The 20,574-nt window shown below is 70.0% G+C and carries 21 protein-coding genes; 6 read left to right on the top strand and 15 right to left on the bottom strand.

The features are described from left to right. Window positions 1-3 precede the first annotated feature (3 nt). Both BLQ91_RS05510 and BLQ91_RS05505 read right to left on the bottom strand, forming a co-directional pair. Window positions 4-408, bottom strand: a complete 405-nt coding sequence (locus BLQ91_RS05510) for a VOC family protein (RefSeq protein ID WP_090095499.1) — start codon at window positions 406-408, stop codon at window positions 4-6. Between the two features lie 58 nt (window positions 409-466). Continuing rightward, window positions 467-1,654 carry a CynX/NimT family MFS transporter gene (locus BLQ91_RS05505; protein ID WP_245733123.1) on the bottom strand — a complete coding sequence of 396 codons (1,188 nt, stop codon included), beginning with the start codon at window positions 1,652-1,654 and terminating at the stop codon, window positions 467-469. Between the two features lie 105 nt (window positions 1,655-1,759). On the opposite strand from BLQ91_RS05505, the gene BLQ91_RS05500 reads away from it, so the two are divergent. From BLQ91_RS05500 to BLQ91_RS05490, 3 genes are read left to right on the top strand one after another with little or no spacing between them, the layout of a single operon-like run. Beyond that, a complete protein-coding gene (locus BLQ91_RS05500; protein ID WP_090096011.1) occupies window positions 1,760-2,431 on the top strand; it encodes a FadR/GntR family transcriptional regulator in 672 nt (223 codons plus the stop codon). Between the two features lie 43 nt (window positions 2,432-2,474). Further along, window positions 2,475-3,578, top strand: coding sequence for an epoxide hydrolase family protein (locus tag BLQ91_RS05495; protein ID WP_090095498.1), 1,104 nt, complete (start codon window positions 2,475-2,477; stop codon window positions 3,576-3,578). Then, window positions 3,575-4,666: a winged helix DNA-binding domain-containing protein gene (locus tag BLQ91_RS05490; protein ID WP_090095497.1), complete on the top strand. Its 1,092-nt coding sequence runs from the start codon at window positions 3,575-3,577 to the stop codon at window positions 4,664-4,666. The genes BLQ91_RS05495 and BLQ91_RS05490 overlap by 4 nt, the downstream gene beginning before the upstream one ends. Here the strand turns inward: BLQ91_RS05490 and BLQ91_RS05485 are convergent. Then, window positions 4,663-5,553: a LysR family transcriptional regulator gene (locus tag BLQ91_RS05485; RefSeq protein ID WP_090095496.1), complete on the bottom strand. Its 891-nt coding sequence runs from the start codon at window positions 5,551-5,553 to the stop codon at window positions 4,663-4,665. The genes BLQ91_RS05490 and BLQ91_RS05485 overlap by 4 nt on opposite strands. A 73-nt stretch (window positions 5,554-5,626) precedes the next feature. Between BLQ91_RS05485 and BLQ91_RS05480 the strand changes: the two genes are divergently transcribed. After that, window positions 5,627-6,520 (top strand): EamA family transporter, encoded by an 894-nt coding sequence (locus tag BLQ91_RS05480; RefSeq protein WP_090095495.1) that lies wholly within the window; start codon window positions 5,627-5,629, stop codon window positions 6,518-6,520. On the opposite strand, the gene BLQ91_RS05475 is transcribed toward BLQ91_RS05480, so the two are convergent. Then, window positions 6,444-7,943, bottom strand: coding sequence for a cobyric acid synthase (locus BLQ91_RS05475; protein WP_090095494.1), 1,500 nt, complete (start codon window positions 7,941-7,943; stop codon window positions 6,444-6,446). The genes BLQ91_RS05480 and BLQ91_RS05475 overlap by 77 nt on opposite strands. Before the next feature lie 28 nt (window positions 7,944-7,971). Here BLQ91_RS05475 and BLQ91_RS05470 point away from each other — a divergent pair, with 28 nt between their 5' ends. Beyond that, a complete protein-coding gene (locus BLQ91_RS05470; protein WP_090095493.1) occupies window positions 7,972-8,652 on the top strand; it encodes an alpha/beta fold hydrolase in 681 nt (226 codons plus the stop codon). On the opposite strand, the gene map is transcribed toward BLQ91_RS05470, so the two are convergent. The 7 genes from map to dxr form a co-directional block, all read right to left on the bottom strand. Beyond that, the gene (gene map / locus BLQ91_RS05465) at window positions 8,639-9,496 is read right to left on the bottom strand and encodes a type I methionyl aminopeptidase (RefSeq protein WP_090096010.1); all 858 of its coding nucleotides are present in this window, start codon (window positions 9,494-9,496) and stop codon (window positions 8,639-8,641) included. The genes BLQ91_RS05470 and map overlap by 14 nt on opposite strands. Before the next feature lie 10 nt (window positions 9,497-9,506). Next, window positions 9,507-9,635, bottom strand: a complete 129-nt coding sequence (locus BLQ91_RS43290) for a hypothetical protein (RefSeq protein WP_281199243.1) — start codon at window positions 9,633-9,635, stop codon at window positions 9,507-9,509. Beyond that, window positions 9,635-11,425, bottom strand: coding sequence for a penicillin-binding transpeptidase domain-containing protein (locus BLQ91_RS05460; protein ID WP_342670610.1), 1,791 nt, complete (start codon window positions 11,423-11,425; stop codon window positions 9,635-9,637). Before BLQ91_RS05460 ends, BLQ91_RS43290 begins: the two co-directional genes overlap by 1 nt. Window positions 11,426-11,443: 18 nt before the next feature. After that, on the bottom strand, window positions 11,444-12,295 hold the full coding sequence (locus BLQ91_RS05455) for a GNAT family N-acetyltransferase (RefSeq protein WP_090095491.1): 852 nt from the start codon (window positions 12,293-12,295) through the stop codon (window positions 11,444-11,446). Between the two features lie 239 nt (window positions 12,296-12,534). After that, window positions 12,535-13,665, bottom strand: coding sequence for a flavodoxin-dependent (E)-4-hydroxy-3-methylbut-2-enyl-diphosphate synthase (ispG, locus tag BLQ91_RS05450; protein WP_086665717.1), 1,131 nt, complete (start codon window positions 13,663-13,665; stop codon window positions 12,535-12,537). A 49-nt stretch (window positions 13,666-13,714) separates the two neighbouring features. Then, window positions 13,715-14,926 carry a M50 family metallopeptidase gene (locus tag BLQ91_RS05445; protein ID WP_245733122.1) on the bottom strand — a complete coding sequence of 404 codons (1,212 nt, stop codon included), beginning with the start codon at window positions 14,924-14,926 and terminating at the stop codon, window positions 13,715-13,717. 7 nt (window positions 14,927-14,933) lie between these two features. Beyond that, window positions 14,934-16,064, bottom strand: coding sequence for a 1-deoxy-D-xylulose-5-phosphate reductoisomerase (dxr, locus tag BLQ91_RS05440; protein WP_090095490.1), 1,131 nt, complete (start codon window positions 16,062-16,064; stop codon window positions 14,934-14,936). A 136-nt stretch (window positions 16,065-16,200) separates the two neighbouring features. On the opposite strand from dxr, the gene BLQ91_RS05435 reads away from it, so the two are divergent. Beyond that, the gene (locus BLQ91_RS05435; protein WP_090095489.1) at window positions 16,201-16,467 is read left to right on the top strand and encodes a GlsB/YeaQ/YmgE family stress response membrane protein; all 267 of its coding nucleotides are present in this window, start codon (window positions 16,201-16,203) and stop codon (window positions 16,465-16,467) included. A 108-nt stretch (window positions 16,468-16,575) separates the two neighbouring features. Here BLQ91_RS05435 and BLQ91_RS05430 read toward each other — a convergent pair whose 3' ends face one another. The 4 genes from BLQ91_RS05430 to BLQ91_RS05415 all read right to left on the bottom strand — a co-directional run bounded on the left by BLQ91_RS05430 (window position 16,576) and on the right by BLQ91_RS05415 (window position 20,544). Further along, entirely contained in the window at window positions 16,576-17,226 is a 651-nt protein-coding gene (locus BLQ91_RS05430) for a response regulator (RefSeq protein ID WP_090095488.1), read from the bottom strand. Next, window positions 17,223-18,827, bottom strand: coding sequence for a sensor histidine kinase (locus BLQ91_RS05425; RefSeq protein WP_143022531.1), 1,605 nt, complete (start codon window positions 18,825-18,827; stop codon window positions 17,223-17,225). The genes BLQ91_RS05430 and BLQ91_RS05425 overlap by 4 nt, the downstream gene beginning before the upstream one ends. A gap of 71 nt (window positions 18,828-18,898) precedes the next feature. Then, window positions 18,899-19,708, bottom strand: coding sequence for an ABC transporter permease (locus BLQ91_RS05420; RefSeq protein ID WP_090095486.1), 810 nt, complete (start codon window positions 19,706-19,708; stop codon window positions 18,899-18,901). Next, entirely contained in the window at window positions 19,705-20,544 is an 840-nt protein-coding gene (locus tag BLQ91_RS05415; protein ID WP_245733121.1) for an ABC transporter permease, read from the bottom strand. The genes BLQ91_RS05420 and BLQ91_RS05415 overlap by 4 nt, the downstream gene beginning before the upstream one ends. Window positions 20,545-20,574: the final 30 nt, after the last annotated feature.

The following is a 20,574-nucleotide window of genomic DNA, read 5'->3' as shown; positions in this document are numbered from 1 at the left end:
GAATCAGGCCTGCTGGATGCGGACCGTGTTGCCCGCCGGGTCGCGGAACACGCAGTCGCGCACGCCCCACGGCTGGTCCGCCGGCTCCTGCACGACGTCCGCCCCGCCCGCCTGCAACGCGTCGAACGCGCCCGCGAGATCGGGCGTCGCGAGGGTGATGAAGGCGTAGGAGCCGTTCTCCATCATCTCGGCGATGGCCGTGCGGTGGGAGTCGGTGAGGCCCTCCGCCATGGCCGGCGGCTCCAGGACGACCGACGAGCTGGAACCGGCGGGGGCGACGGTGATCCAGCGCAGCGCGCCCTGGCCGACGTCCGCGCGGACCTCCCAGCCGAGCAGGTCCCGGTAGAACGCCAGCGAGGCGTCGGGGTCGGTGTGCGGGAGGAACGTCGCTTGAAGGGTGATGTCCACGCCGGCAACGCTAGGACCGGCGCGAACGCCGTGCTTCTCGATTCCTGACCGGCTGCGCTCAGACGTAGCGGGGACGGCCGGCGATCATGCCGAGCGCGGTCAGCGCGGCGAGCAGCACCAGTTGCAGGACCAGCGACGTGGTCCAGGTGCCGGTGGCCTCGCGCAGCACGCCGAACGCGAACGGCCCGGAGGCCGCGATCAGGTAGCCGAGGCTCTGCGCCATCGCGGACAGCCGCGCGGTGTCCGAAGTGGACTTCGTGCGCAGCGACATGAGCAGCAGCGCCAGCGGGAACATGCCCATGCCGAACCCGATCAGCATCACCCACAGGCCGGGTGCCGCGGCGGGCGCCACCAGCATGCCGAGCATGCCCGCGAACGACAGCACGCCGAGCGCCAGCACCATCCGGCCCTGGCTCCGCAACCGCGCGGCGATCGGCGGCACGAACAGGCTGACCGGGACGCTCAGCAGCATCGAGACGGCGAGCAGCATGCCGGCGGTGTTCCGGTCGACGCCGGAGTCGACGAGCATCGCGGGCAGCCAGCCCATGACGGTGTAGGCGAACAGCGACTGCAGGCCGAAGAACGCGGTGATCACCCACGCCAGCGGGCTGCGCAGCAGTGAACGCTTCTCCGCGGGAGCGGCGGAGCGCACGACCGAGGCTTCGGAACCGTGCCGCGCACCGGCGAACCACACGATCACCGCACCGGCCGACAGCAGCGCCCACGCGCCGACGGCGAGGCGCCACGAGCCGAGGTGGTCCTCCAGGCGCGGCGTCAGGGCGGCGGCGAGCGCGGCGCCCGCGGACAGCGCCCCGGTGTAGACACCGGTGATGAGGCCGACCTTGTCCGGGAACGAGGCCTTCACGACCACCGGGATCAGCACGTTGGACACCGCGATGCCCGCGCACGCGATGAAGGTGCCGCCCAGCACGACCCACGGCCCGTCGATCACGCGCAGCACGAGGCCGAGCGTGAGCACCCCCAGGGACAGACCGATCGCGCGGGCCATGCCGAGACGGCGGCCGAGCCAGGGGGCGGCGAACGCCGCGAAGCCGAAGCAGAGCGCCGGAACGGCCGTCAGCGCGCTGGTCCAAGCGGCCGAAACGCCCAGGGCGGCGCGGACATCGCCGAGGACCGAGGCCAGACTGGTCACCGCAGGCCGGAGATTCGCGGCAGCGAGGGCGACCCCGATCGCGAGCACCGCGGAGCCGACCAGCGGAACGTGACGATTCTTGACGACCGTCACCCTGCGACCTCGATCGGTGGCAGTCTGTGCGGCGGGAGTCGTCTGCTGAAGCGTCACGCGAGCCACTATCGCAGACGTAGGATGTTCGGATGAAAGGATGACGCTGTGCCGTTGGCCACTACCCGGCGGGCGGGCCTCGTCGACCAGGTGATCGAGCAGATGCGCGGCGCGATCACCTCTGGTGAATGGCCTGTCGGGCAGCGCATCCCGCCCGAGCCCGAGCTCGTCACCGCGCTCGGGGTGGGTCGGAACACAGTTCGGGAAGCCGTGCGGGCGCTGTCGCACGCGGGCCTGCTGGAGGTGCGGCAGGGCGACGGCACGTTCGTCCGCGCGACCAGCGAGATCTCCGGCGCGGTCCGCCGCATGTGCGGGTCGGAGCTCAGGGAGGTGCTCCAGGTGCGCCGCACCCTCGAGGTGGAGGGCGCACGCCTGGCCGCCAAGCACCGCACCGACGCCGAGCTCGCGCGCCTCACCGAGTTGCTGCACCAGCGCGACGCGGCGATGGAGGCGGAGCAGTGGGCCGAGGTGGTCGAGCACGACACGGCGTTCCACGTGCTGCTCGTCCAGTGCTCGCACAACACTCTTCTGGCCGAGCTCTACCGGGGCTTGACCGAGGCGGTCAAAGCTTCGGTGGCGGCCTCTGTCGACACCAGCCAGCCTGGCACCGACCAGGTGTCGCACACCGGGCTGCTGCACGCCGTCCGCGACGGCGACCAGGAGAAGGCGGCGATCGAGGCGGGCGGGTTCTTCGAGGAGCTGATCGAGAAGTTCTGCTGAAAACGCGGACAACGGCTGTCCGCACGAGCTCATAGCGGGGGCCATGGAAATCACGCCGTTCCGCATCGAGATCCCGCAGGCCGAGGTCGACGACCTCCGCGCCCGCCTGGCCGGGACGCGCTGGCCGGAGGACGACCTGCCCGGTGTCGACTGGTCCTACGGCATCCCGCTGAGCTACCTGCGCCCGCTCGCCGAGTACTGGGCCGACGGGTTCGACTGGCGTGCGCAGGAGGAGCGGCTGAACTCCCACACGCAGTTCACGACCGAGGTGAGCGGGCAGCGCATCCACTTCCTGCACGTCCGCTCGAAGAACCCGGACGCGCTGCCCCTGCTGCTCGTGCACGGCTGGCCGGGCTCGGTCGTCGAGTTCCTCGACGTGGTCGAGCCGCTCTCGCAGGACTTCCACCTGGTGATCCCGTCGATCCCGGGCTTCGGCTTCTCGGGCCCGGTGCGCAAGCCCGGCTGGAACGTCCTGCGCGTGTCGTGGGCGTTCGCGAAGCTGATGGAAGCCCTGGGCTACGACCGCTACGGCACGCAGGGCGGCGACTGGGGCTCCGGCATCGCGCAGGAGATCGGCCGGGTGTTCCCCGAGCACGTCGTCGGCGTGCACGTGAACATGCTGCAGACCTTCCGGCCGCAGGGCGTGAACGACCTCTCGCCCGAGGAGATGCGGGCGCTGGAATCGCTCGACCACTACCAGAAGGAACTCTCCGGCTACATGCACCTGCAACGCAGCCGGCCGCGCACTCTCTCGTACGCCCTGACGGACTCACCGGTCGGGCAGCTCGCGTGGATCGCGGAGAAGTTCCACGACTGGACGGACAACAACGGCGTGCCCGAGGACGCTGTGGACCGCGACCAAATGCTGACCAACGTGTCCATCTACTGGTTCACCGCCACCGCGGGCTCGTCCGCGGCGCTCTACAAGGAGCAGTCCGCGGCCTGGGGCAAGCAGCAGCCGTCGACCGTGCCGACGGGCGTGGCCGTCTTCCCGCACGACCTCAGCCTGCCGGTGCGGTCGCTGGCGGAGAAGACGATCCCGTCGATCGTGCACTGGACGGAGTTCGACCGCGGCGGTCACTTCGCCGCGATGGAGGAGCCGGACCTGCTGGTCCAAGACATCAGGAAGTTCTTCGGATCACTATGAGCACAACACTTTCCCACCGCACCCTCAACCGCACGCTCCTCGCGCGGCAGATGTTGCTGCAACGCACCGACATGCCGATCGTCCAGGCCGTCGAACACCTCGTCGGTCTGCAGGCGCAGGCGCCGATCCCGCCCTACCTCGCCCTGTGGACGCGGCTCAAGCCGTACACGGTCGACGCGCTGAGCAAGCTCATCATCGACCGCTCGCTGGTGCGGATGACGTTGTGGCGCGGCACCCTGCACCTGATCTCGGCCGACGACGTGCACCTCATGCGCACGGCGTTGCAGCCGGAGCTGAACAAGTGGGCGAAGACCGTGATGCCGCCCGCCACGCGCGTCGAGGTCGACCTCGAGGAGCTCGCCCGGATCACGCGCGAGTTCATCGACGCCGAGCCGCGCACGGTCGCCGAGATCGGCGCGCACCTCGAGGAGCACTTCCCCGGGGCGAAGGCTCGCGAGCTGTCGACGCAGGCGCAGATGCTCGTGCCGATGATCCAGGTGCCGCCGCGCGGAATCTGGGGCGTGGGCGGCGTTCCGCAAAACGTCGCCATGGCCACGTGGCTCGGCCGGGAGCTGCCGGAGAAGGCCGCGGTGGCGGAGCTCGTCGAGCGGTACCTGCGGGCGTTCGGGCCGGCGACGCTCGCGGACATGCAGGCCTGGTCGCGGTTGGTCGGGCTCAAGGCGCACGCGGCGGAGCTCGACCTCGTGGAGTACCGCAACGAGGACGGCAAGGTGCTGCTCGACGTCCCGGACGGCGTGATCGTGCCCGAGGACGTGCCGGCGCCCGCACGACTGCTGCCCGCGTTCGACAACGTGCTGCTCGGGCACGCCGACCGCAGGCGGATCATGAGCGAGGACGCGCGCTCGCGGTGGGGCGCGGTCCGCAACGCCGTGTTCCCCCCGACGTTCCTCGTGGACGGGTTCCTGCGCGGCACCTGGAACGTGGTGGAGAACAGGGACGCGGCGACGCTGACGATCGAGCCCTACTCCAAGACCACGAAGAAGGACATGGCCGGAGTGGTCCGGGAGGCCAAGGCGGTGCTCAAGGTGATGGCGCCGAAGAAGCCCCATGTCATCGTGACGCCCTAAGCGACCTGCCTGATCACGTCGAGCGTCGCGGTGATGGCGGGCCTGCGCGAGGCCTGGGTCCGCCACACCGCGTACAGCCGCCGGGTGGGCGTGGGTCGCAACGGCACGATCCTGACCGTGTCCGGGACCTCCCCCCTGCCGAGCCGCGGGATCAGCGCGACCCCGATCCCCTTGTCCAGCAACGCGATCTGCGTCCGGTACTCGCTGATCCGGTAGGCCACCACGGGTTCGATGCCCGCGCCGTGGAACGTCCGCTCCAGCCAGTCGAAGCAGATCGAGCCCTCGGTCTGGCAGATCCACCGCTCGCCCGCGAGGTCGACCGGTTCGAGAAACTCGCTGTGCGCCAACGGGTTCGTGGCGGGGATCAGCACCTCGGCGACGTCCTCGACGAGGAACTCGCGGGACAGCGACTCCGGCACGGGCAACGGCGTGTTCGCCCAGTCGTGCACGATCGCCATGTCGAGCTCACCGCGGGCGACCGCCTCGATGGCGTAGGGCGGGTCGATCTCCGTGAGCCGCACGTCGAGCGCAGGGTGCTGCTCGCCCAGCCGCGCGAGCACCTCGGGCAGCAGGCCGCGCGCCGCCGTGGCGAAGGAGCCGACGCAGAGCCTGCCGATCGCGGCGCCGCGCTGTTCCTCCAGCGCCACCTCCGCCTCTTCCACGAGCTTGAGCACCTGGTCGGCGGTCTCGGCGAGCAGCCGGGCCGCGTCGGTGAGGCGGACACCGCGCCCGTTGCGCTCCAGCAGTGTGGTGCGGGTCTCGCGTTCGAGCTTGGCGATCTGCTGCGAGACGGCGGACGGCGTGTAGCCGAGCACGTCCGCAGCGGCGCCGACGGTCCCGTGGGTGGCGACGGCGTGCAGGGCTTTCAGTCTGCCGAGGTCGAGCATGTAGTGATGCTAAACCCATCCCCTTAGGAATCGGAACTAGTGCTAAACAGTTAGCACCCGCAAGCTTGAGCCCATGAGTCCCCGCCACGTCCTGCTCGCCGTTCTCGTCGCCGCCATCTGGGGCTTCAACTTCGTCGTGCTCAAGGTCGGCCTCGACGAGTTCCCGCCGATCCTGTTCTCGGCACTGCGCTTCCTCGCGGCGGCGGTTCCCGCGATCTTCTTCGTCGGGCGGCCGAGGGTGGCGTGGCGCTGGATCATCTCCGTCGGGCTGGTGCTGGGTGTCGCGAAGTTCAGCTTCCTGTTCATCGGCCTGAAGGCGGGCATGCCGGCAGGCCTCGGGTCGCTGGTCCTGCAGAGCCAGGTGATCTTCACGACCCTGTTCGCGGCGGTCGCGCTCCGCGAACGGCCGAAGTCCGTGCAGGTCACCGGGATCGCGCTGGCCGTCGCGGGCATCGGGGTCATCGCGTGGGACTACGGGCTCTCGGCGCCTCTGCTCGGGTTCGTGCTGCTGATCGCCGCGGCGGCCTGCTGGGGCGTGTCGAACGTGCTGATGCGGTACGCGCGACCCGCGGACACGCTGCGGTTCATGGTGTGGGTGAGCGCGGTCGCGGTGCTGCCGTTGTTCGCGCTGTCGGCCCTCACGGAGGACATGAGCGCGCTCGGCGACCTCGGCTGGTCCGGGATCGGCGCGGTCGGGTACGTCGCGTGGATCTCGACGCTGCTCGGGTTCGCCCTCTGGGGGTTCCTGCTGCGGCACTACGAGTCGTCCGTCGTGGCGCCGTTCTCGCTGCTGGTGCCGGTGTTCGGGATGTTCTCGGCGTGGGCGTTCCTCGGCGAGGACCTGAGCGGGCTGCAGGCCGCGGCCGGCGGGCTCGTGCTGGCCGGGCTCGCTATCCCGCAGCTGCTGGGGCGCCGGGCGGCACGAACGGCAGTCCTGCCGGAGCCCCTCGTTCCAGCAGGTCGATGACGGCCTTCGTGTCGAGGTGATCGGCGACCAGGTCGCCCAGCAGGTCCAGCTGGGCCTCGCGGGCGGCCTGGAAGCTCACCTCGGCCGGCTCGAAGTCGCGGCCGGCGCGGTCGGCGGCCCAGCGCAGGAACCTGCGGCGGAACGCGTCGTTCTCCAGCAGGCCGTGCCAGTGCGTGCCGAGGACCGTGTCGGTCTGCGCGCCCTCGTCGCCGATCAACGGCTGCTCGGCGCTGCGGACGACCTGGCCGTGGTGGATCTCGTACCCCGTGACGGGTTCGCCCCAGGCCGTGTCCGACGGCGTGGCCAGCGTTTTCCGCCGCCGGAAGCGGATGTCGACGTCGAGCAGGCCGAGCCCGTCGACCGTGCCGCGCCCGGACTCGACGTCGTCCTCGATCCGCTTCGAGAGCATCTGGAACCCCCCGCAGATGCCGAGGACCGGGCCGTCGAACCGCGCGATCGCCTGTGCCAGGCCGGTTTCGCGCAACCAGGCGAGGTCGGAGACGGTGGCCTTCGAGCCGGGCAGCACCACCAGGTCCGCGTCGGCCAGCCTCGACGGCTCCGTCACGAACCGCACCGAGACGCCGGGTTCGCACGCCAGCGCCTCCACGTCGGTGGCGTTCGAGATGCGGGGCAACCGGATCACGGCGACGCGCAGCCAGTCCTTCACCGGCGGCCGCGGCCGGCCGATCACGCCGTCGGCGTTGTAGGACAACGAGTCCTCGGCGTCGAGCCACAGTTCCTCGCGCCACGGCAGCACGCCGAGCACCGGGCGGCCCGTGAGCGCCTTCAGCTGGTGCAGCCCGGGTTCGAGCAGGCGCTGGTCGCCGCGGAACTTGTTGATGACGAACCCCGAGACCAGCGCCTGGTCGGCCGCGTCCAGCACCGCGACCGTGCCGAAGAGGTGCGCGAACACGCCACCGCGGTCGATGTCGCCGACCACGAGCACCGGCAGGTGCGCGGTGACCGCGAGACCCATGTTCGCGATGTCGTCGGCGCGCAGGTTGATCTCGGCCGGTGAGCCCGCGCCCTCGCACACGACGACCTCGTGGTCGCGCCGCAGCTCGTCCAAAGTGGACAGAACGGTGCCGAGCAGCTGCCGCTTGCGGTCGCGGTAGCTCAGCGCCGACACCTCGCCGGCCGCCTGCCCGAGCACGACGACCTGGGACGTGCGGTCGCTGCCGGGCTTGAGCAGCACCGGGTTGAACCGGACGCTGGGCTCCTTGAACGCCGCCCGCGCCTGCAGCGCCTGCGCCCGCCCGATCTCGCCGCCGTCGAGTGTGACGAACGAGTTGTTCGACATGTTCTGGGCCTTGAACGGCACGACGTCGACGCCCTGGCGTGCCAGGAACCGGCACAGACCGGCCACCAGGACGCTCTTGCCCGCGTCGGAGGTCGTCCCACAGATCAACATCGCGCCCCGCATGGACGCCAATGCTGCCATCATCACCCCCATGGTCACCGTCGTGCTCATGCACAGCCCGTTCCTCGGCCCGTCGAGCATGCGCCCGCTCGCCGACGCGCTGGCCTCCGACGGGGTGGCCGTCCTGCTCGTCGACCTGCGGATGACGGTCAACGAGGCCCCGGTGCACCAGCGGCTGATCGGCGCCTTCGCCGACGCCCTGGAGGACGCCGGGGTGCCCGGCCCGCTGGTCCTCGTGGGCCACAGCGGAGCCGGTCCGCTGCTCCCCGCCTTCGCCGACGCCCTCGAACTGGACGTGGCCGGCCTCGTGTTCGTCGACTCCGACCTGCCGACGCCGGGGAGGGCGTGGCGCGAGACCGTCGACCCCGCCCTGGTGAGCCAGGTCAAGGCGTCCGTGCGCGACGGCAGGCTGCCGCGCTGGGACCGCTGGTTCGACTCCGACCCGCTGCGGCTCGTGCCCGCCGGCCTGCGCGAGGAGATGCGCGACGAGGCGCCCGAGGTGCCGTGGGAGTTCCTGAAGGAGCAGCGCCCGAGCGTCGAGTGGTCCGGGCCCTGCGGCTACGTGCTGCTGTCCCCGGTCTACGAGGACGCGGCCGTGCGCGCGGAAGGGCTCGGGTGGCCGGTCGAGCGCGTCGAGGCGCACCACCTGGCGGCCGCGACGTCGCCCTCGTCGGTCGCGGCCGCGGTGAAGTCCGTGGTCAGCAGACTGTGAGGATCTCCGAGCCGGTCTCGGTCACGACGATCGTGTGCTCGAACTGCGCGGTCCAGCTCTTGTCCTTGGTGGTGACGGTCCAGCCGTCGTCCCACATCTCGCCCTCGTAGTCCCCGAGCGTGATCATCGGCTCGATCGTGAACGTCATGCCGGGCTCGAGCACGGTCTTCACCGACGGCTCGTCGTAGTGCAGCACCACGAGGCCGCTGTGGAACGTCCGGCCGATGCCGTGGCCGGTGAAGTCGCGCACGACGCCGTAGCCGAACCGCTTCGCGTACGCCTCGATGACGCGACCGACGACGTTGAGCTCACGACCGGGCTTCACGGCCTTGATGGCACGCATGGTCGCCTCGTGCGTGCGCTCGACGAGGAGCTTGGCCTCCTCCGAGACGTCGCCCGCGAGGAAGGTGGCGTTCGTGTCGCCGTGCACGCCGCCGATGAAGGCCGTGACGTCGATGTTGACGATGTCGCCGTCCTCGACGACGGTGCTGTCCGGGATGCCGTGGCAGATGACCTCGTTCAGCGAGGTGCAGCACGACTTCGGGAAGCCGCGGTAGCCCAGCGTCGACGGGTACGCGCCGTTGTCGCACAGGAACTCGTGCGCCACCGCGTCGATCTCGTCCGTCGTCACGCCGGGCACGACGACCTTGCCGGCCTCCTGCAGCGCCTGGGCCGCGAGACGGCCGGCGACGCGCATGGCTTCGATGATCTCCGGCGTCTGCACCCAGGGGTCGGTGCCGCGCTGCGGCGCGGGCTTGTCGACGTACTCGGGACGCACGATGCGGGAGGGCACCTGACGCCGCGGAGATTGCACACCGGGTTGCAGTGGAGCACGAACAGCCATGCGTTCCACATTAGCCGCCTACGCGCGCACCACCCTGAACCTGGTCCTCTGCACGAGGTTCAGGCACGCGCGGCGCGGGCAGGAGGATGCCTGCCCGCAGCAGGCGTTCGCGCAACGTCAGGTCGTTGGTCTTGCTCATCACGGCACCGCCTTGAGGAACCTCACCGCCACGTCCACGGCTGGTGTCGAAGTCTCACCGCTGAGCACCAGGGTCGCGAACGCGAGATCGCCCCGGTACCCCATGAACCACCCGTGCGAGTGCACTCCGTCACCGAACTGTGCGGTACCAGTCTTCCCGCGCACGTCTCCGTACGGCTTGAGTTGCGGTGCAGTGCCGTAGTCGACGACCTCGCGCATCATCTGCCGCACCGGGTCGAGCGCGGCGGCGGGCGGCGCGGCGGGCTGCTTGTCCGCTTTGGTCTCCTTGCCCCGCACCAGCTGCGGCACCGGCATCGAGCCCTTCGCGATGGACGCCCCGACCAGCGCCATGCCGAACGGCGACGCCAGCACCTTGCCCTGCCCGAACGCGTCCTCCGCCCGTTCCACGACGTCGGTCGCGGGCGGCACGGAGCCGGTGATCGTGGTCAGTCCGGGGACGTCGAAGTCCACGCCGAGGCCGAGCGACAGCGCGGAGTTCGTCAGCAGGTCCGCCGGCATGTCGACGGCGAGCTGCGCGAACGTGGTGTTGCAGGAGAACGCGAACGCCGAGCGGAACGGGATGGTGCCCTTGTCGAACTCCGAGGAGTTCGGCACGATCCGCCGCCCGTCGATGGTGGTCTTGCCGGGGCACGGCAGCGGGGTGTCGGCGGTGGCCTTGCCGGACTGGATCGCGGCGAGCGCGCTCACGGCCTTCATCGTCGAGCCCGGCGGGAAGCGGCCGGTCAGTGCCAGCGCCCCCTGCGCGTCGGCCGGGTCGTTCTGCGCGACGGCGAGGACGTCCCCGGTCGACGGCTGGATCGCGACGAGGATCGCGGGCTGCGTGACCGGTTCGACGGCGTCCTCCGCGGCGGCCTGGATCGAGCGGGACAACGCGGTGCTCACGGCCTTGGCGGGCTCGGGCGCCTTCGAGTGCAGCTCGTCGATCTCGTTGCCCTGCGCGTCGACCGTGGCGATCCGGAAGCCCGCGTCACCGGCTATGTCGTTCTCGACCAGCTTGCGCACGGCCGGCAGCACCTGCGAGCCGAAGTTGCGGCTCGGCGCCAGCAACGACGTCTGCGAGCTGAACCGCACGCCCGGCAGCTCGTAGATGGCGGGCTTCACCGACTGGTAGTCCGGGTCGCGCAGCGCCGCGACCTGGTAGGCCTGCCCCTCCGGCGTCTTGGCCACGCCGTCGGTGATCGTCTGCTGGGTGATGGCCTTGTCGAGCGGGTTGAGCGCGTCCGCGAGGGTCTTGCTGACGGCCCCGACGTCCCCGGCCTCCTTCGCGACGAGCAGCACCGACACGATCCGTTCGGGCGCCAGCAGCGGCGTGCCGTCGCGGTCGAGCACCGGCGCCGGGTCGGGCTTGAGCTCCGTGAGCCGCACGGACTGCTGCGGCGCGAGCTTCGGGTGCGCCACCGACGAAGCCCAGTGGACCTTCCACGTGTCGCCCTCCTGGCGCACGTCGAACTTGGCCGGGTACGTCCAGTGGCGGTTCTTGCCGAGGTCCCAGTCGAGGGTGACGCTCGCCTCGGACGCCGTCTCGCCGTTCTTGCGGATCTGGTCGACCTTGCTGCTGAGCCCCTCCGGTTTCAGGGCACCCCGGAACTTCTCCAGGGTCTCCTCGGCCTCGGCCGGGTTGTCGGTCATCCCGGCGGCACCCCGCACGTCACCGGACGCGAGCTTCGCCAGGAAGTCGTGGGTGATCTCCGGTGCCCCCGGTTCCGACTCGAACAGCCCGCAGCCGCTCACCGTCACCAGCACCACCGTGATCATCGCGAGTAGGCGCACTCGCGCGAGTATGCCCTCTCAGAAGAGGACGGTGGCGTATTGCCCGACTTGTTCGAAACCGATTCGGCGGTAGGCGGCCTGCGCCACGTGGTTGTAGCCGTTGACGTAGAGGCTCGCGGTCCTGTTCAGGACCCTGGTGAGGCGGTCGGCGACAGCCGCCGTGCCCGCCGTGCCGATGCCCTCGCCCCTGCGGTCCGGGCGCACCCAGACCCCCTGTATCTGGCCGACGCGGCTCGACATGGCGCCGATCTCTGCCTTGAAGACGACCTCGCCGTCCTCGAACCTGGCGAACGCCCGGCCCGCGGCGATGAGCTCGCTGACTCGTGCGCGATAGCCCGTGCCACCGTCCTCCGCGCACGGGTCGATGCCCACCTCTTCGATGAACATGCTGATCGCCGCGGGCAGGTAGCGGTTCAGCTCGCTCGGCCTGACCTGCCGGACCGCGGGGTCCGGGGTGGTCCTGGGGGCCGTCGAGATGGCCATGAGGGGCTGGTCCGCCCTGACCTCCCTGGCCGGTCCCCAGTCCGGCTGGAGCTCGTCCCAGAGGGTGAGGACCTGTTCGGCCGGGCCTACGAGGCTGGAGCACATGCGGCCTCTGCGGCGGGCCCTGTCCGCGAACATGCGCATGGCCGTCGCGCTGCCCTTGAGGGGGATCAGGTTCGGGCCGCTGAAGCACAGGCCGTCGATCGTGCCCCTGGTCGGCTTGCTGTCCGAACCCCACATCTCGCCACCGAGGCGCCACGGGTCCAGGCCGGCGACCTCGACCCTCGCGGCGACCATGCACGCGGCTACGGGGTCTGATTCGAAGACCCCGCGTACGTCGATCAGGTCGCGCTCGTCCAGCACGCGCGCTCCGGCCAGCCTCAGCACGTCATCCAGCGTGCCAGATCCGCGCGGGGATTGGGATCAGCCGTTGGTGCGGAGCGAGGGTGATGGTGGTTGCGTTTATTTCCGCGACTGTTGTCCGAGCCGTCACCTTGAGGTGGCACGCCTGGTGATTCCAGCGGTTGCCGGTTGCGCTGGTTCTTGCGGTGACGGGGTGGCTCCGGGTCGTGAGTTGGCGAAGGGCGCCCCCGTGGGAGCGCCCTCCGGTGGTGCTGTTGTTGCTGCTAGCCGACGGTGACGGCGGGCGCGCCGCCCTCTACCGGCTCCATCTCCTCGGCGAGGCGCATGGCCTCTTCGATGAGGGTCTCGACGATCGCGTGCTCGGGAACGGTCTTGATGACCTTGCCCTTGACGAAGATCTGGCCCTTGCCGTTGCCGCTCGCCACGCCCAGGTCGGCCTCGCGGGCCTCGCCGGGGCCGTTCACGACGCAGCCCATGACGGCGACGCGCAGCGGCACCTCCATGCCCTCCAGACCGGCCGTGACCTGCTCGGCGAGCGTGTAGACGTCCACCTGCGCGCGGCCGCAGGACGGGCAGGACACGATCTCCAGCTTGCGCGGGCGCAGGTTGAGCGACTGGAGGATCTGGTGGCCGACCTTGATCTCCTCGACCGGCGGGGCGGACAGCGACACGCGGATCGTGTCGCCGATGCCCTGGCGGAGCAGGGCGCCGAAGGCCACGGCGGACTTGATGGTGCCCTGGAAGGCCGGGCCCGCCTCGGTGACGCCCAGGTGCAGCGGGTAGTCGCACTGCTCGGCCAGCAGTTCGTACGCGCGGACCATGACCACCGGGTCGTTGTGCTTCACCGAGATCTTGATGTCGTGGAAGTCGTGCTCCGCGAAGAGCGAGGCCTCCCACATCGCGCTCTCGGCCAGGGCCTCCGGGGTGGCCTTGCCGTACTTCTGCAGCAGGCGGGGGTCGAGCGAACCGGCGTTGACGCCGATCCGGATCGGGGTGCCGTGGTCGCGCGCGGCGGCCGCGATCTCCTTCACCTGGTCGTCGAACTTGCGGATGTTGCCGGGGTTGACCCGGACCGCGGCACAACCGGCCTCGATCGCGGCGAAGACGTACTTCGGCTGGAAGTGGATGTCGGCGATCACCGGGATCTGGGACTTCCTCGCGATCGCCGGCAGGGCGTCCGCGTCGTCCTGCGAGGGGCAGGCGACGCGGACGATGTCGCAGCCGGCCGCGGTGAGTTCCGCGATCTGCTGCAACGTCGCGTTGACGTCCGACGTGAGGGTCGTCGTCATCGACTGGACGGAGACGGGGAACTCGCTGCCGACACCGACGTTGCCGACCATCAGCTGCCGGGTCTTGCGACGTTCCGACAGCACCGGCGGCGGCAGTGCCGGCATTCCGAGCATCACGCCGTCACTCATGGGTTGTGCACCTTTCCGTGAATCACTACTGCAACCTGATCGGGTTGACGATGTCGGCGGTCACGGTCAGCAGCGTGATGGCGCCACCGATGAAGATGACCACGTAGGTGAGGGGCAGCAGGCGCATGTAGTTGACCGGTGCGCCGGCGGGCTTCCCGCGGAGCTTCCTCACCCAGTCTCGCACCCGTTCGTAGAGGTTGACGGCGATGTGACCACCGTCAAGCGGGAGCAGCGGCAGGAGGTTGAACACACCCACGAAGAAGTTCAGGCCCGCCAGCATCAGGATGAAGAACGCCCAGAGGCCCCGCTCCGCCGCGTCCCCGCCCAGGCGCGACGCGCCCACGACGGAGATCGGGGTGTCGAGGTCGCGCTCGCCGCCGCCGATGGCCTTGACCACGGCCGGGATGCGCTCCGGGAAGCGCATGAGGCCCTTCCAGGTGTTCACGAACATGTCGCCGGTGAACGCGATGGACGCCGGGACCGCCGCGAGCGGGCTGTACTCGAAGTTCTGCTGCCAGGTGACGCCGATGGCGCCGACCTCCTTGACCTCGCGGCCGCCCTTGCCGTCCGTCACCTCGCGGGTGACCTTGGGCACGTTCACCGTGAGGGCCAGGTCCTCGCCGTTGCGCTTGACCTTGAACTCGGTCGGGCCGCTCAGGTCGCGGGTGACCTTGAGCATCTCCGACCACGTCGAGATCGGCTTGCCGGCGATGGCCGTGACCTCGTCGCCGGCCCGCAGGCCCGCGTCCTTGGCCGGGGCCGGGGCGCCCGGCTGGCACGGCGCGGTGAGGCCGACGGTGTGGTCCTGGACGCACGGCGTGATCTCGGCGAGGACCGGGAGGTCCTTGTTGTTCGGCAGGCCGAGCGACATCGCGAGGACGAGCAGGATGAGGAAGCCGAGGATGAAGTGCGTGATGGAGCCGGCGGCCAGCACGACGACGCGCTTCCACACCTTCTGGTTGTAGAAGGCGCGCTTGCGGTCGTCCGGGTGGACGTCGTCCAGCGCCGTCATGCCGGTGATCTCGCAGAAACCACCGGCCGGGATCGCCTTCAGGCCGTACTCCGTCTCGCCCTTGCGGAACGAGAAGATCCTCGGGCCGAAACCGATGAAGTAGCGGGTGACCTTCATGCCGAAGGCCTTCGCGGTCAGCAGGTGCCCGAACTCGTGCAGCGCGATGGACACCGCGATGCCGAACGCGAACAACAGCACCCCGAGGATGTTGATGAATGTGTTCACGAGTAGTTCAGTTCCTTCCAACCAGCTCGCGGGCACGTGCGCGTGCCCAGTCCTCGGCGGCCAGCACCTCCGCGACGTCCGCGGGGTCCTTCTGCCAAACGTCTGCCTCGCCGAGAACCTGGCCGATGGTGTCCACGATCGACAGGAACGACGTCTTCCCGGCCACGAATGAGGCGAGTGCCTCCTCGTTCGCGGCGTTGTAGATCGCGGGGTGGCACCCACCCGCCGTGCCGGCCTGCCGCGCGAGCTCGACCGCCGGGAAGGTCACGCTGTCCAGCGGCTCGAACGTCCACGAGGTGGCGGTGTCAAAGGTACAGGCGGCGGCGGCCCCCGGTACGCGCTCGGGCCACCCGAGGCCCAGCGAGATGGGGAGCCGCATGTCCGGAGGCGACGCCTGCGCGAGCGTGGAGCCGTCCGTGAAGGTCACCATCGAGTGAATGATGGACTGCGGGTGCACGACCACGTCGACGCGGTCGTAGGGCACGCCGAACAGCAGGTTCGCCTCGATCAGCTCCAGGCCCTTGTTGACGAGGTTCGCCGAGTTGATGGTGACGACCTGTCCCATCGACCACGTCGGGTGCGCCATGGCCTGCTGCACGGTGACCGATTCGAGTTGTTCGCGGCTTTTGCCCCGGAACGGCCCGCCCGATGCCGTGAGAACGAGTTTGTGGACCTCGTTCTCGGTGCCGCCGCGGAGGCACTGCGCGAGTGCCGAGTGCTCGGAGTCGACCGGGACGATCTGGCCCGGCTTGGCCGCCTTGAGCACGAGCGGCCCGCCCGCGATGAGCGACTCCTTGTTCGCGAGCGCGAGCACTGCGCCGGTCTCGAGCACCTTGAGCGACGGCTCGAGCCCCCTGGACCCGTCCATGCCGTTGAGGACGACGTCCGCCGGACACGCCTCGATCAGGTCGACCATGCTGGTCAGCGTCCTGAGACCGGGCACGTCGGCGCCGTTGGCCACGGCGACCGTCTTCACGTCGAACTCTGCTGCCTGCTGCTTCAGCAGGTCCAGCTGACGTCCACCCGCGCCGAGCCCGACGACCTGGAAGCGGTCGCGGTTGCGCCGGATGACGTCGAGCGCCTGGGTCCCGACCGAGCCGGTCGACCCCAGGATCAGGACAGTGCGTGGAGTACTCATCGCCCCTCATTGTTCCGGAGAGTGCCTGAGAGCCTCGGCACAGGCCGCTACTTTGATAACGAAGTGGTTTTGGAGGTGTGAAGTCACCGGATCGAGGGCATTCCACGGTCGTCAAGTCGTTGGAAGGAGATTCTCGGTGGGCATCCTCGGATGGATCGTGCTCGGCCTGCTGGCCGGAGCCATTGCCAAGGCGATCATGCCGGGTAAGGACCCGGGCGGAATCATCATCACGATGCTGATCGGCATCGTCGGCGCGATCCTGGGCGGTTTCATCGGGTCCGCCATCTTCGGGACCAGTCTGGGCAACTTCTTCGATCTCCGGACGTGGCTGCTGGCCATCGTCGGATCGTTGGTCCTGCTGGGCATCTACCGCCTGGTCGCGGGACGACGCAGCCACGCATAGCGGCACATGACGTTTGAGGCCGTTCGGGTGACACCCGAACGGCCTCTCGTGCTTTCCGGGTCACGTGCTTTCCGGGTCACGTGCTTTCCGGGTCTCGTGCTTTCCGGGTCAGTTCGCGATGCCCGCGTCCCGCGCCAGCAGAGCCGCCTGCACCCGGTTCGTCAGCCCCAGCTTCGCCAGCAGCCGCGACACGTACGTCTTCACCGTCGCCTCGGACATGTGCAGCTTCGCGCCGACGTCCGCGTTCGACATCCCCTGCCCGAGCAGCGCCAGCACCTCGACCTCGCGCTCGGTCAGCCCTCCGACCGCCTTCTGCGCCTCCTGCCGCTTCGGCTGCCCGGACGTCGCCACCATGCCGACCACGCGGGACGTGACCATCGGCGACAGATACGCCTCGCCGTTGTTCACCGCGCGCACGGCGCGCAACAGCTCCTCGGGCGCGGAGTCCTTCAGCAGGAAGCCCGCGGCGCCGTCGGACAGGGCCCGCACGATGTTGTCGTCCTCGCCGAACGTCGTCAGCATCACGACCCGCACGGACGGCGCCACCGTCCGCAGCTCGCGGGCGCACGCCAGGCCGTCCATGCGCGGCATGCGGATGTCGAGCACCGCCACGTCCACGCGGCGTTCGCGCACGATCTGCAGCGCCTCGCGGCCGTCACCGGCCTCCGCCACGAGTTCGATGTCGTCGGCGGTGCCGAGGATGGCCTTGATGCCGGCGCGCATCAACGGCTCGTCGTCGGCGATGAGCACCCGGATCATTGACCAGTCCTCTGAACGTGGATCTTCTTCTCGACCAGCTTGCCGTCTCGGAAGCAGAAACGCACCACCCTGGTGCCCTTCGCGAGGTACGACTGCTCGTCGGTGATGTGGTAGACGCAGCGGGCGCCGGGTGGTTCCGGGGAGGCCTGCGACTTGCGTTCGCCGTCGGCCACCAGGGGTTCGTCGCCGTTGGGGAGCAACGCGCGCACGTCGGCCTCGGGCTGGCCCTCCTGGATCTTGTCCAGGTTCTCCTGCGAGACGACCTCGGTCACCGGTTGCGCGCCGAGGTACGTGAAGCCGCCGATGATGATCGCCAGCACCACGGACGCGCCCGCGATGGAGCCGATGCCCGCCCACTTGCGGATGCCGCGCGGCGACTCGGTCTCGTCCTGCTCGTCCTCGGGCTCGTCGGGGAGCGCGGTCTCCTCGTACGGCAGCACGGCGGCGATGCGGAAGCCACCGGACGGCAGTGCGCCCACGTGCAGGATGCCGCCCGCCACGCGCACGCGTTCCGTCAGGCCGATGAGTCCCACGCCTGGTGCGCCGCTCGGCGAGCCGTTGCGTGACGGGTTGTTGCGGACTTCGACGACCAGGGCGTCCGGCTCGTACTTCACCGTCACCTGCACGGCCGCGCCCGGCGCGTGCTTGGCGGCGTTCGTCAGGCCCTCCTGTGCGACGCGATAGGCCGCGTGAGAGACACGGGACGGCAAAGGGTGTGCTTGTCCGCCGCGCACCAGACTGACCAGAACACCGGCCTTGCGCGCGTCGGTGACCAACGAGTCGATGGACTCTGCGGTGCGTGTCGCCGGGTCGTCGTCGGGGCCGTCCTCGGCCCGCAGAACGCCGATGATCGCCCGCAGCTCCCCCATGCCGGTCAGCGCCGCGGAGCGCAGCACCCCGATCGCCTCGCGCTGCTTCTCCCCCAGCGACGGGTCCAGCGCCAAGGCGCCGGCGTGCACCGAGATCAGGGAGAGCCGGTGGCCGAGGCTGTCGTGCATGTCCTGGGCGATGCGGCTGCGTTCGCGCAGACGGACCTGCCGCGACAGCAGCTTGTGCTCTCCGCGCATGCGCGCCTCGCGGTCCTGCATGGCCTGGACGAGCGCCTCGCGCTGCGCGAGGTACCGGCCGACGAGGAACGGCAGCGCCACGCCCACGCCGAAGATCGTGATGAGGATGAGCATCCCGTAGACGGGGTCGAACTCGAGCGGGCGCGCGTCCCAGTCCCACAGCAGGGCCACGACGACGAACGTCAGCGTGGTCGACGCGACGGCCTTGACCCACGACTCGACCCGGCGGCCCGCCGTGTAGCTCAGCACGACCATCGCCGCGGGCCCGAGGAACGGCAGCGCCGCACCTCCGATCATGGTCGTCGCCGGGAACAGGTGCCGCAGCGGGAGCAGCACCACGTAGACGGCGGCGATGCCGGCGAGCGACCAGCCCGTCGCCTTCGTCTCGGCCCACGGGCCCGGCCACACGTCCAGCAGGATCGCGGCGACCACGACGACCAGGTCGCCGACCAGGCGCACCACGGTCAGGCCGCGGAACCGGGCCAGGGCGTCGGCGCGGAACGCCTCGGCCCTGGTCCGCACAGCAATAGTCACGCTCTCAAGCTACGAGACGGCTCCTGCCCGCGCGGCACGCTGGAGTATCGGAAACCTGCGACGAAAGTTGACTACACGGCCAGCTTCGCGGCTGATCCGGTCCTGCGCGCCCGCCAGGAGGCGAAGACGACGCCGATGATCAGCAGAAGAGCCGTCGCGGCGACCATCAACGTCGAGAGCGCGACGATCTCCGGCGAGATGCCGCGCTTCGAAGCCTGCGCGTAGACGAACACCGGCAGCGTCGTCGAGCCGACACCGGTCAGGTAGGACGAGATCACCACGTCGTCGAACGACAGCAGGAACGCGAACGCCGCACCGGCCACCACCGCGGGGGCCACCAGCGGCAGCGTCACGGTGCGGAACGCCACGAACGGCGACGCCCCGAGGTCGGCCGCCGCCTCCTCCAGCCGGACGTCCATCCCGGACACCCGCGACCGCACCACGACGACCACGAAGCTCAGCGAGAACGCCACGTGCGCGAACAGCAGCGCCCCGAACCCGAGCGGCACACCGGCGAGCTTCACGAAGAACCCCAGCATCGCCACGCCGAGCACGACCTCGGGCACCACGAGCGGCAACGACAGCAGCACCGTCCAGAGCCCGCGGCCGGGGAACGCCCGCCGCAGCCCGAACGCCGCCAGCGTCCCGATCACCGTCGAGATCACCGCGGACGACAGGGCGAGCTGCAAGGTCAGCTGCAACGAGTCGAACACACGCGTGTCGTCCACCAGTTCCGCGTACCACTGCAGCGAGAACCCGCTGATGCGCGACAACGATCGCGAGGAGTTGAACGACGCGATGGCGAGCCACGCGATCGGTGCGTACAAGAACAGGAACACCAGCGCCACGACAGCACCGAGCGCCCACGGACGACGGTTCACAGCACGTCCTCCCCACGCCGTCCGCGCAGCACCAGCACCACCACGACGAGCACCAGCAGCAGCACCGCCATCGCCGAGCCCAGCGGCCAGTTGTTGCCGCCGCGGAACTGGTCGTCGATCACCGACCCGAACGTCGACTGCTCCACCCCGCCGAGCAGCTTCGGCGTCACGAAGTCACCGGCCGCGGGCACCAGCACCAGCAACGACCCGGCCAGCACACCGCTCATCACCCCCGGCAGCACGACGCGGAAGAACGTCGACACGCGCCCGTGGCCGAGGTCGTGGGACGCCTCCACCAGCCGCACGTCGAACCGCTCGCAGGCCACGTAGAGCGGCAGCACCATGAACGGCAGGAAGCCGTACGTCAGGCCGAGCACCACGGCGCCGTGGGTCAGCAGGAAACCGCCGTCCCGGTCCAGCCCGACCCAGCCGAGCACGGTGTTCACGAGCCCTTCGCCGTCCAGCAGCGCCTTCCACGCGTAGATCCGCGCGAGGTAGCTCGACCAGAACGGGATCAGCACCGCCGCGAGCAACGCCGTCCGGTAGCGCCCGCCGTGCCGCGCGATGAACCACGCCAGCGGGAAGCCGAGCACCAGGCACAGCAGCGTCGTCGCACCGGCGTACAGCAGGGTCCGCCCGAAGATCGGCAGGAACGCCGGGTCGAGCGCCGTCAGGTACGCCTGCGCCGTCCACGGCAGCACCGCGCGGGCCACTCCCGTGTTCCTGGTCGCGAAGCTGAACTCGACGACCACGACCAGCGGCGCGATCAGGAAGATCCCCAGCCAGACCCCGGTCGGGGCGAGGAGGGCGTTGGCCTTCAGCCAGCGTCGGAGCACGGGCCGCATCTTGCCACCCGCACCAGCGCG

This window comes from Lentzea jiangxiensis (assembly GCF_900104175.1).
In the GTDB taxonomy this organism is placed as follows: Bacteria; Actinomycetota; Actinomycetes; order Mycobacteriales; family Pseudonocardiaceae; genus Lentzea; species Lentzea jiangxiensis.
This window is presented reverse-complemented; position numbering and strand designations above follow the sequence as displayed.

Bases quoted from the DNA above. Each gene is read 5' to 3' on its own strand.
- ispG (WP_086665717.1), bottom strand. From the start codon at position 13,665: ATGCCGGCACTGCCGCCGCCGGTGCTGTCGGAACGTCGCAAGACCCGG.
- dxr (WP_090095490.1), bottom strand. From the start codon at position 16,064: ATGAGTACTCCACGCACTGTCCTGATCCTGGGGTCGACCGGCTCGGTC.
- BLQ91_RS05480 (WP_090095495.1), top strand. From the start codon at position 5,627: ATGAGTCCCCGCCACGTCCTGCTCGCCGTTCTCGTCGCCGCCATCTGG.
- BLQ91_RS05470 (WP_090095493.1), top strand. From the start codon at position 7,972: ATGGTCACCGTCGTGCTCATGCACAGCCCGTTCCTCGGCCCGTCGAGC.
- map (WP_090096010.1), bottom strand. From the start codon at position 9,496: ATGGCTGTTCGTGCTCCACTGCAACCCGGTGTGCAATCTCCGCGGCGT.
- BLQ91_RS05430 (WP_090095488.1), bottom strand. From the start codon at position 17,226: ATGATCCGGGTGCTCATCGCCGACGACGAGCCGTTGATGCGCGCCGGC.
- BLQ91_RS05490 (WP_090095497.1), top strand. From the start codon at position 3,575: ATGAGCACAACACTTTCCCACCGCACCCTCAACCGCACGCTCCTCGCG.
- BLQ91_RS05475 (WP_090095494.1), bottom strand. From the start codon at position 7,943: ATGCGGGGCGCGATGTTGATCTGTGGGACGACCTCCGACGCGGGCAAG.
- BLQ91_RS05495 (WP_090095498.1), top strand. From the start codon at position 2,475: ATGGAAATCACGCCGTTCCGCATCGAGATCCCGCAGGCCGAGGTCGAC.
- BLQ91_RS05485 (WP_090095496.1), bottom strand. From the start codon at position 5,553: ATGCTCGACCTCGGCAGACTGAAAGCCCTGCACGCCGTCGCCACCCAC.
- BLQ91_RS43290 (WP_281199243.1), bottom strand. From the start codon at position 9,635: ATGAGCAAGACCAACGACCTGACGTTGCGCGAACGCCTGCTGCGGGCA.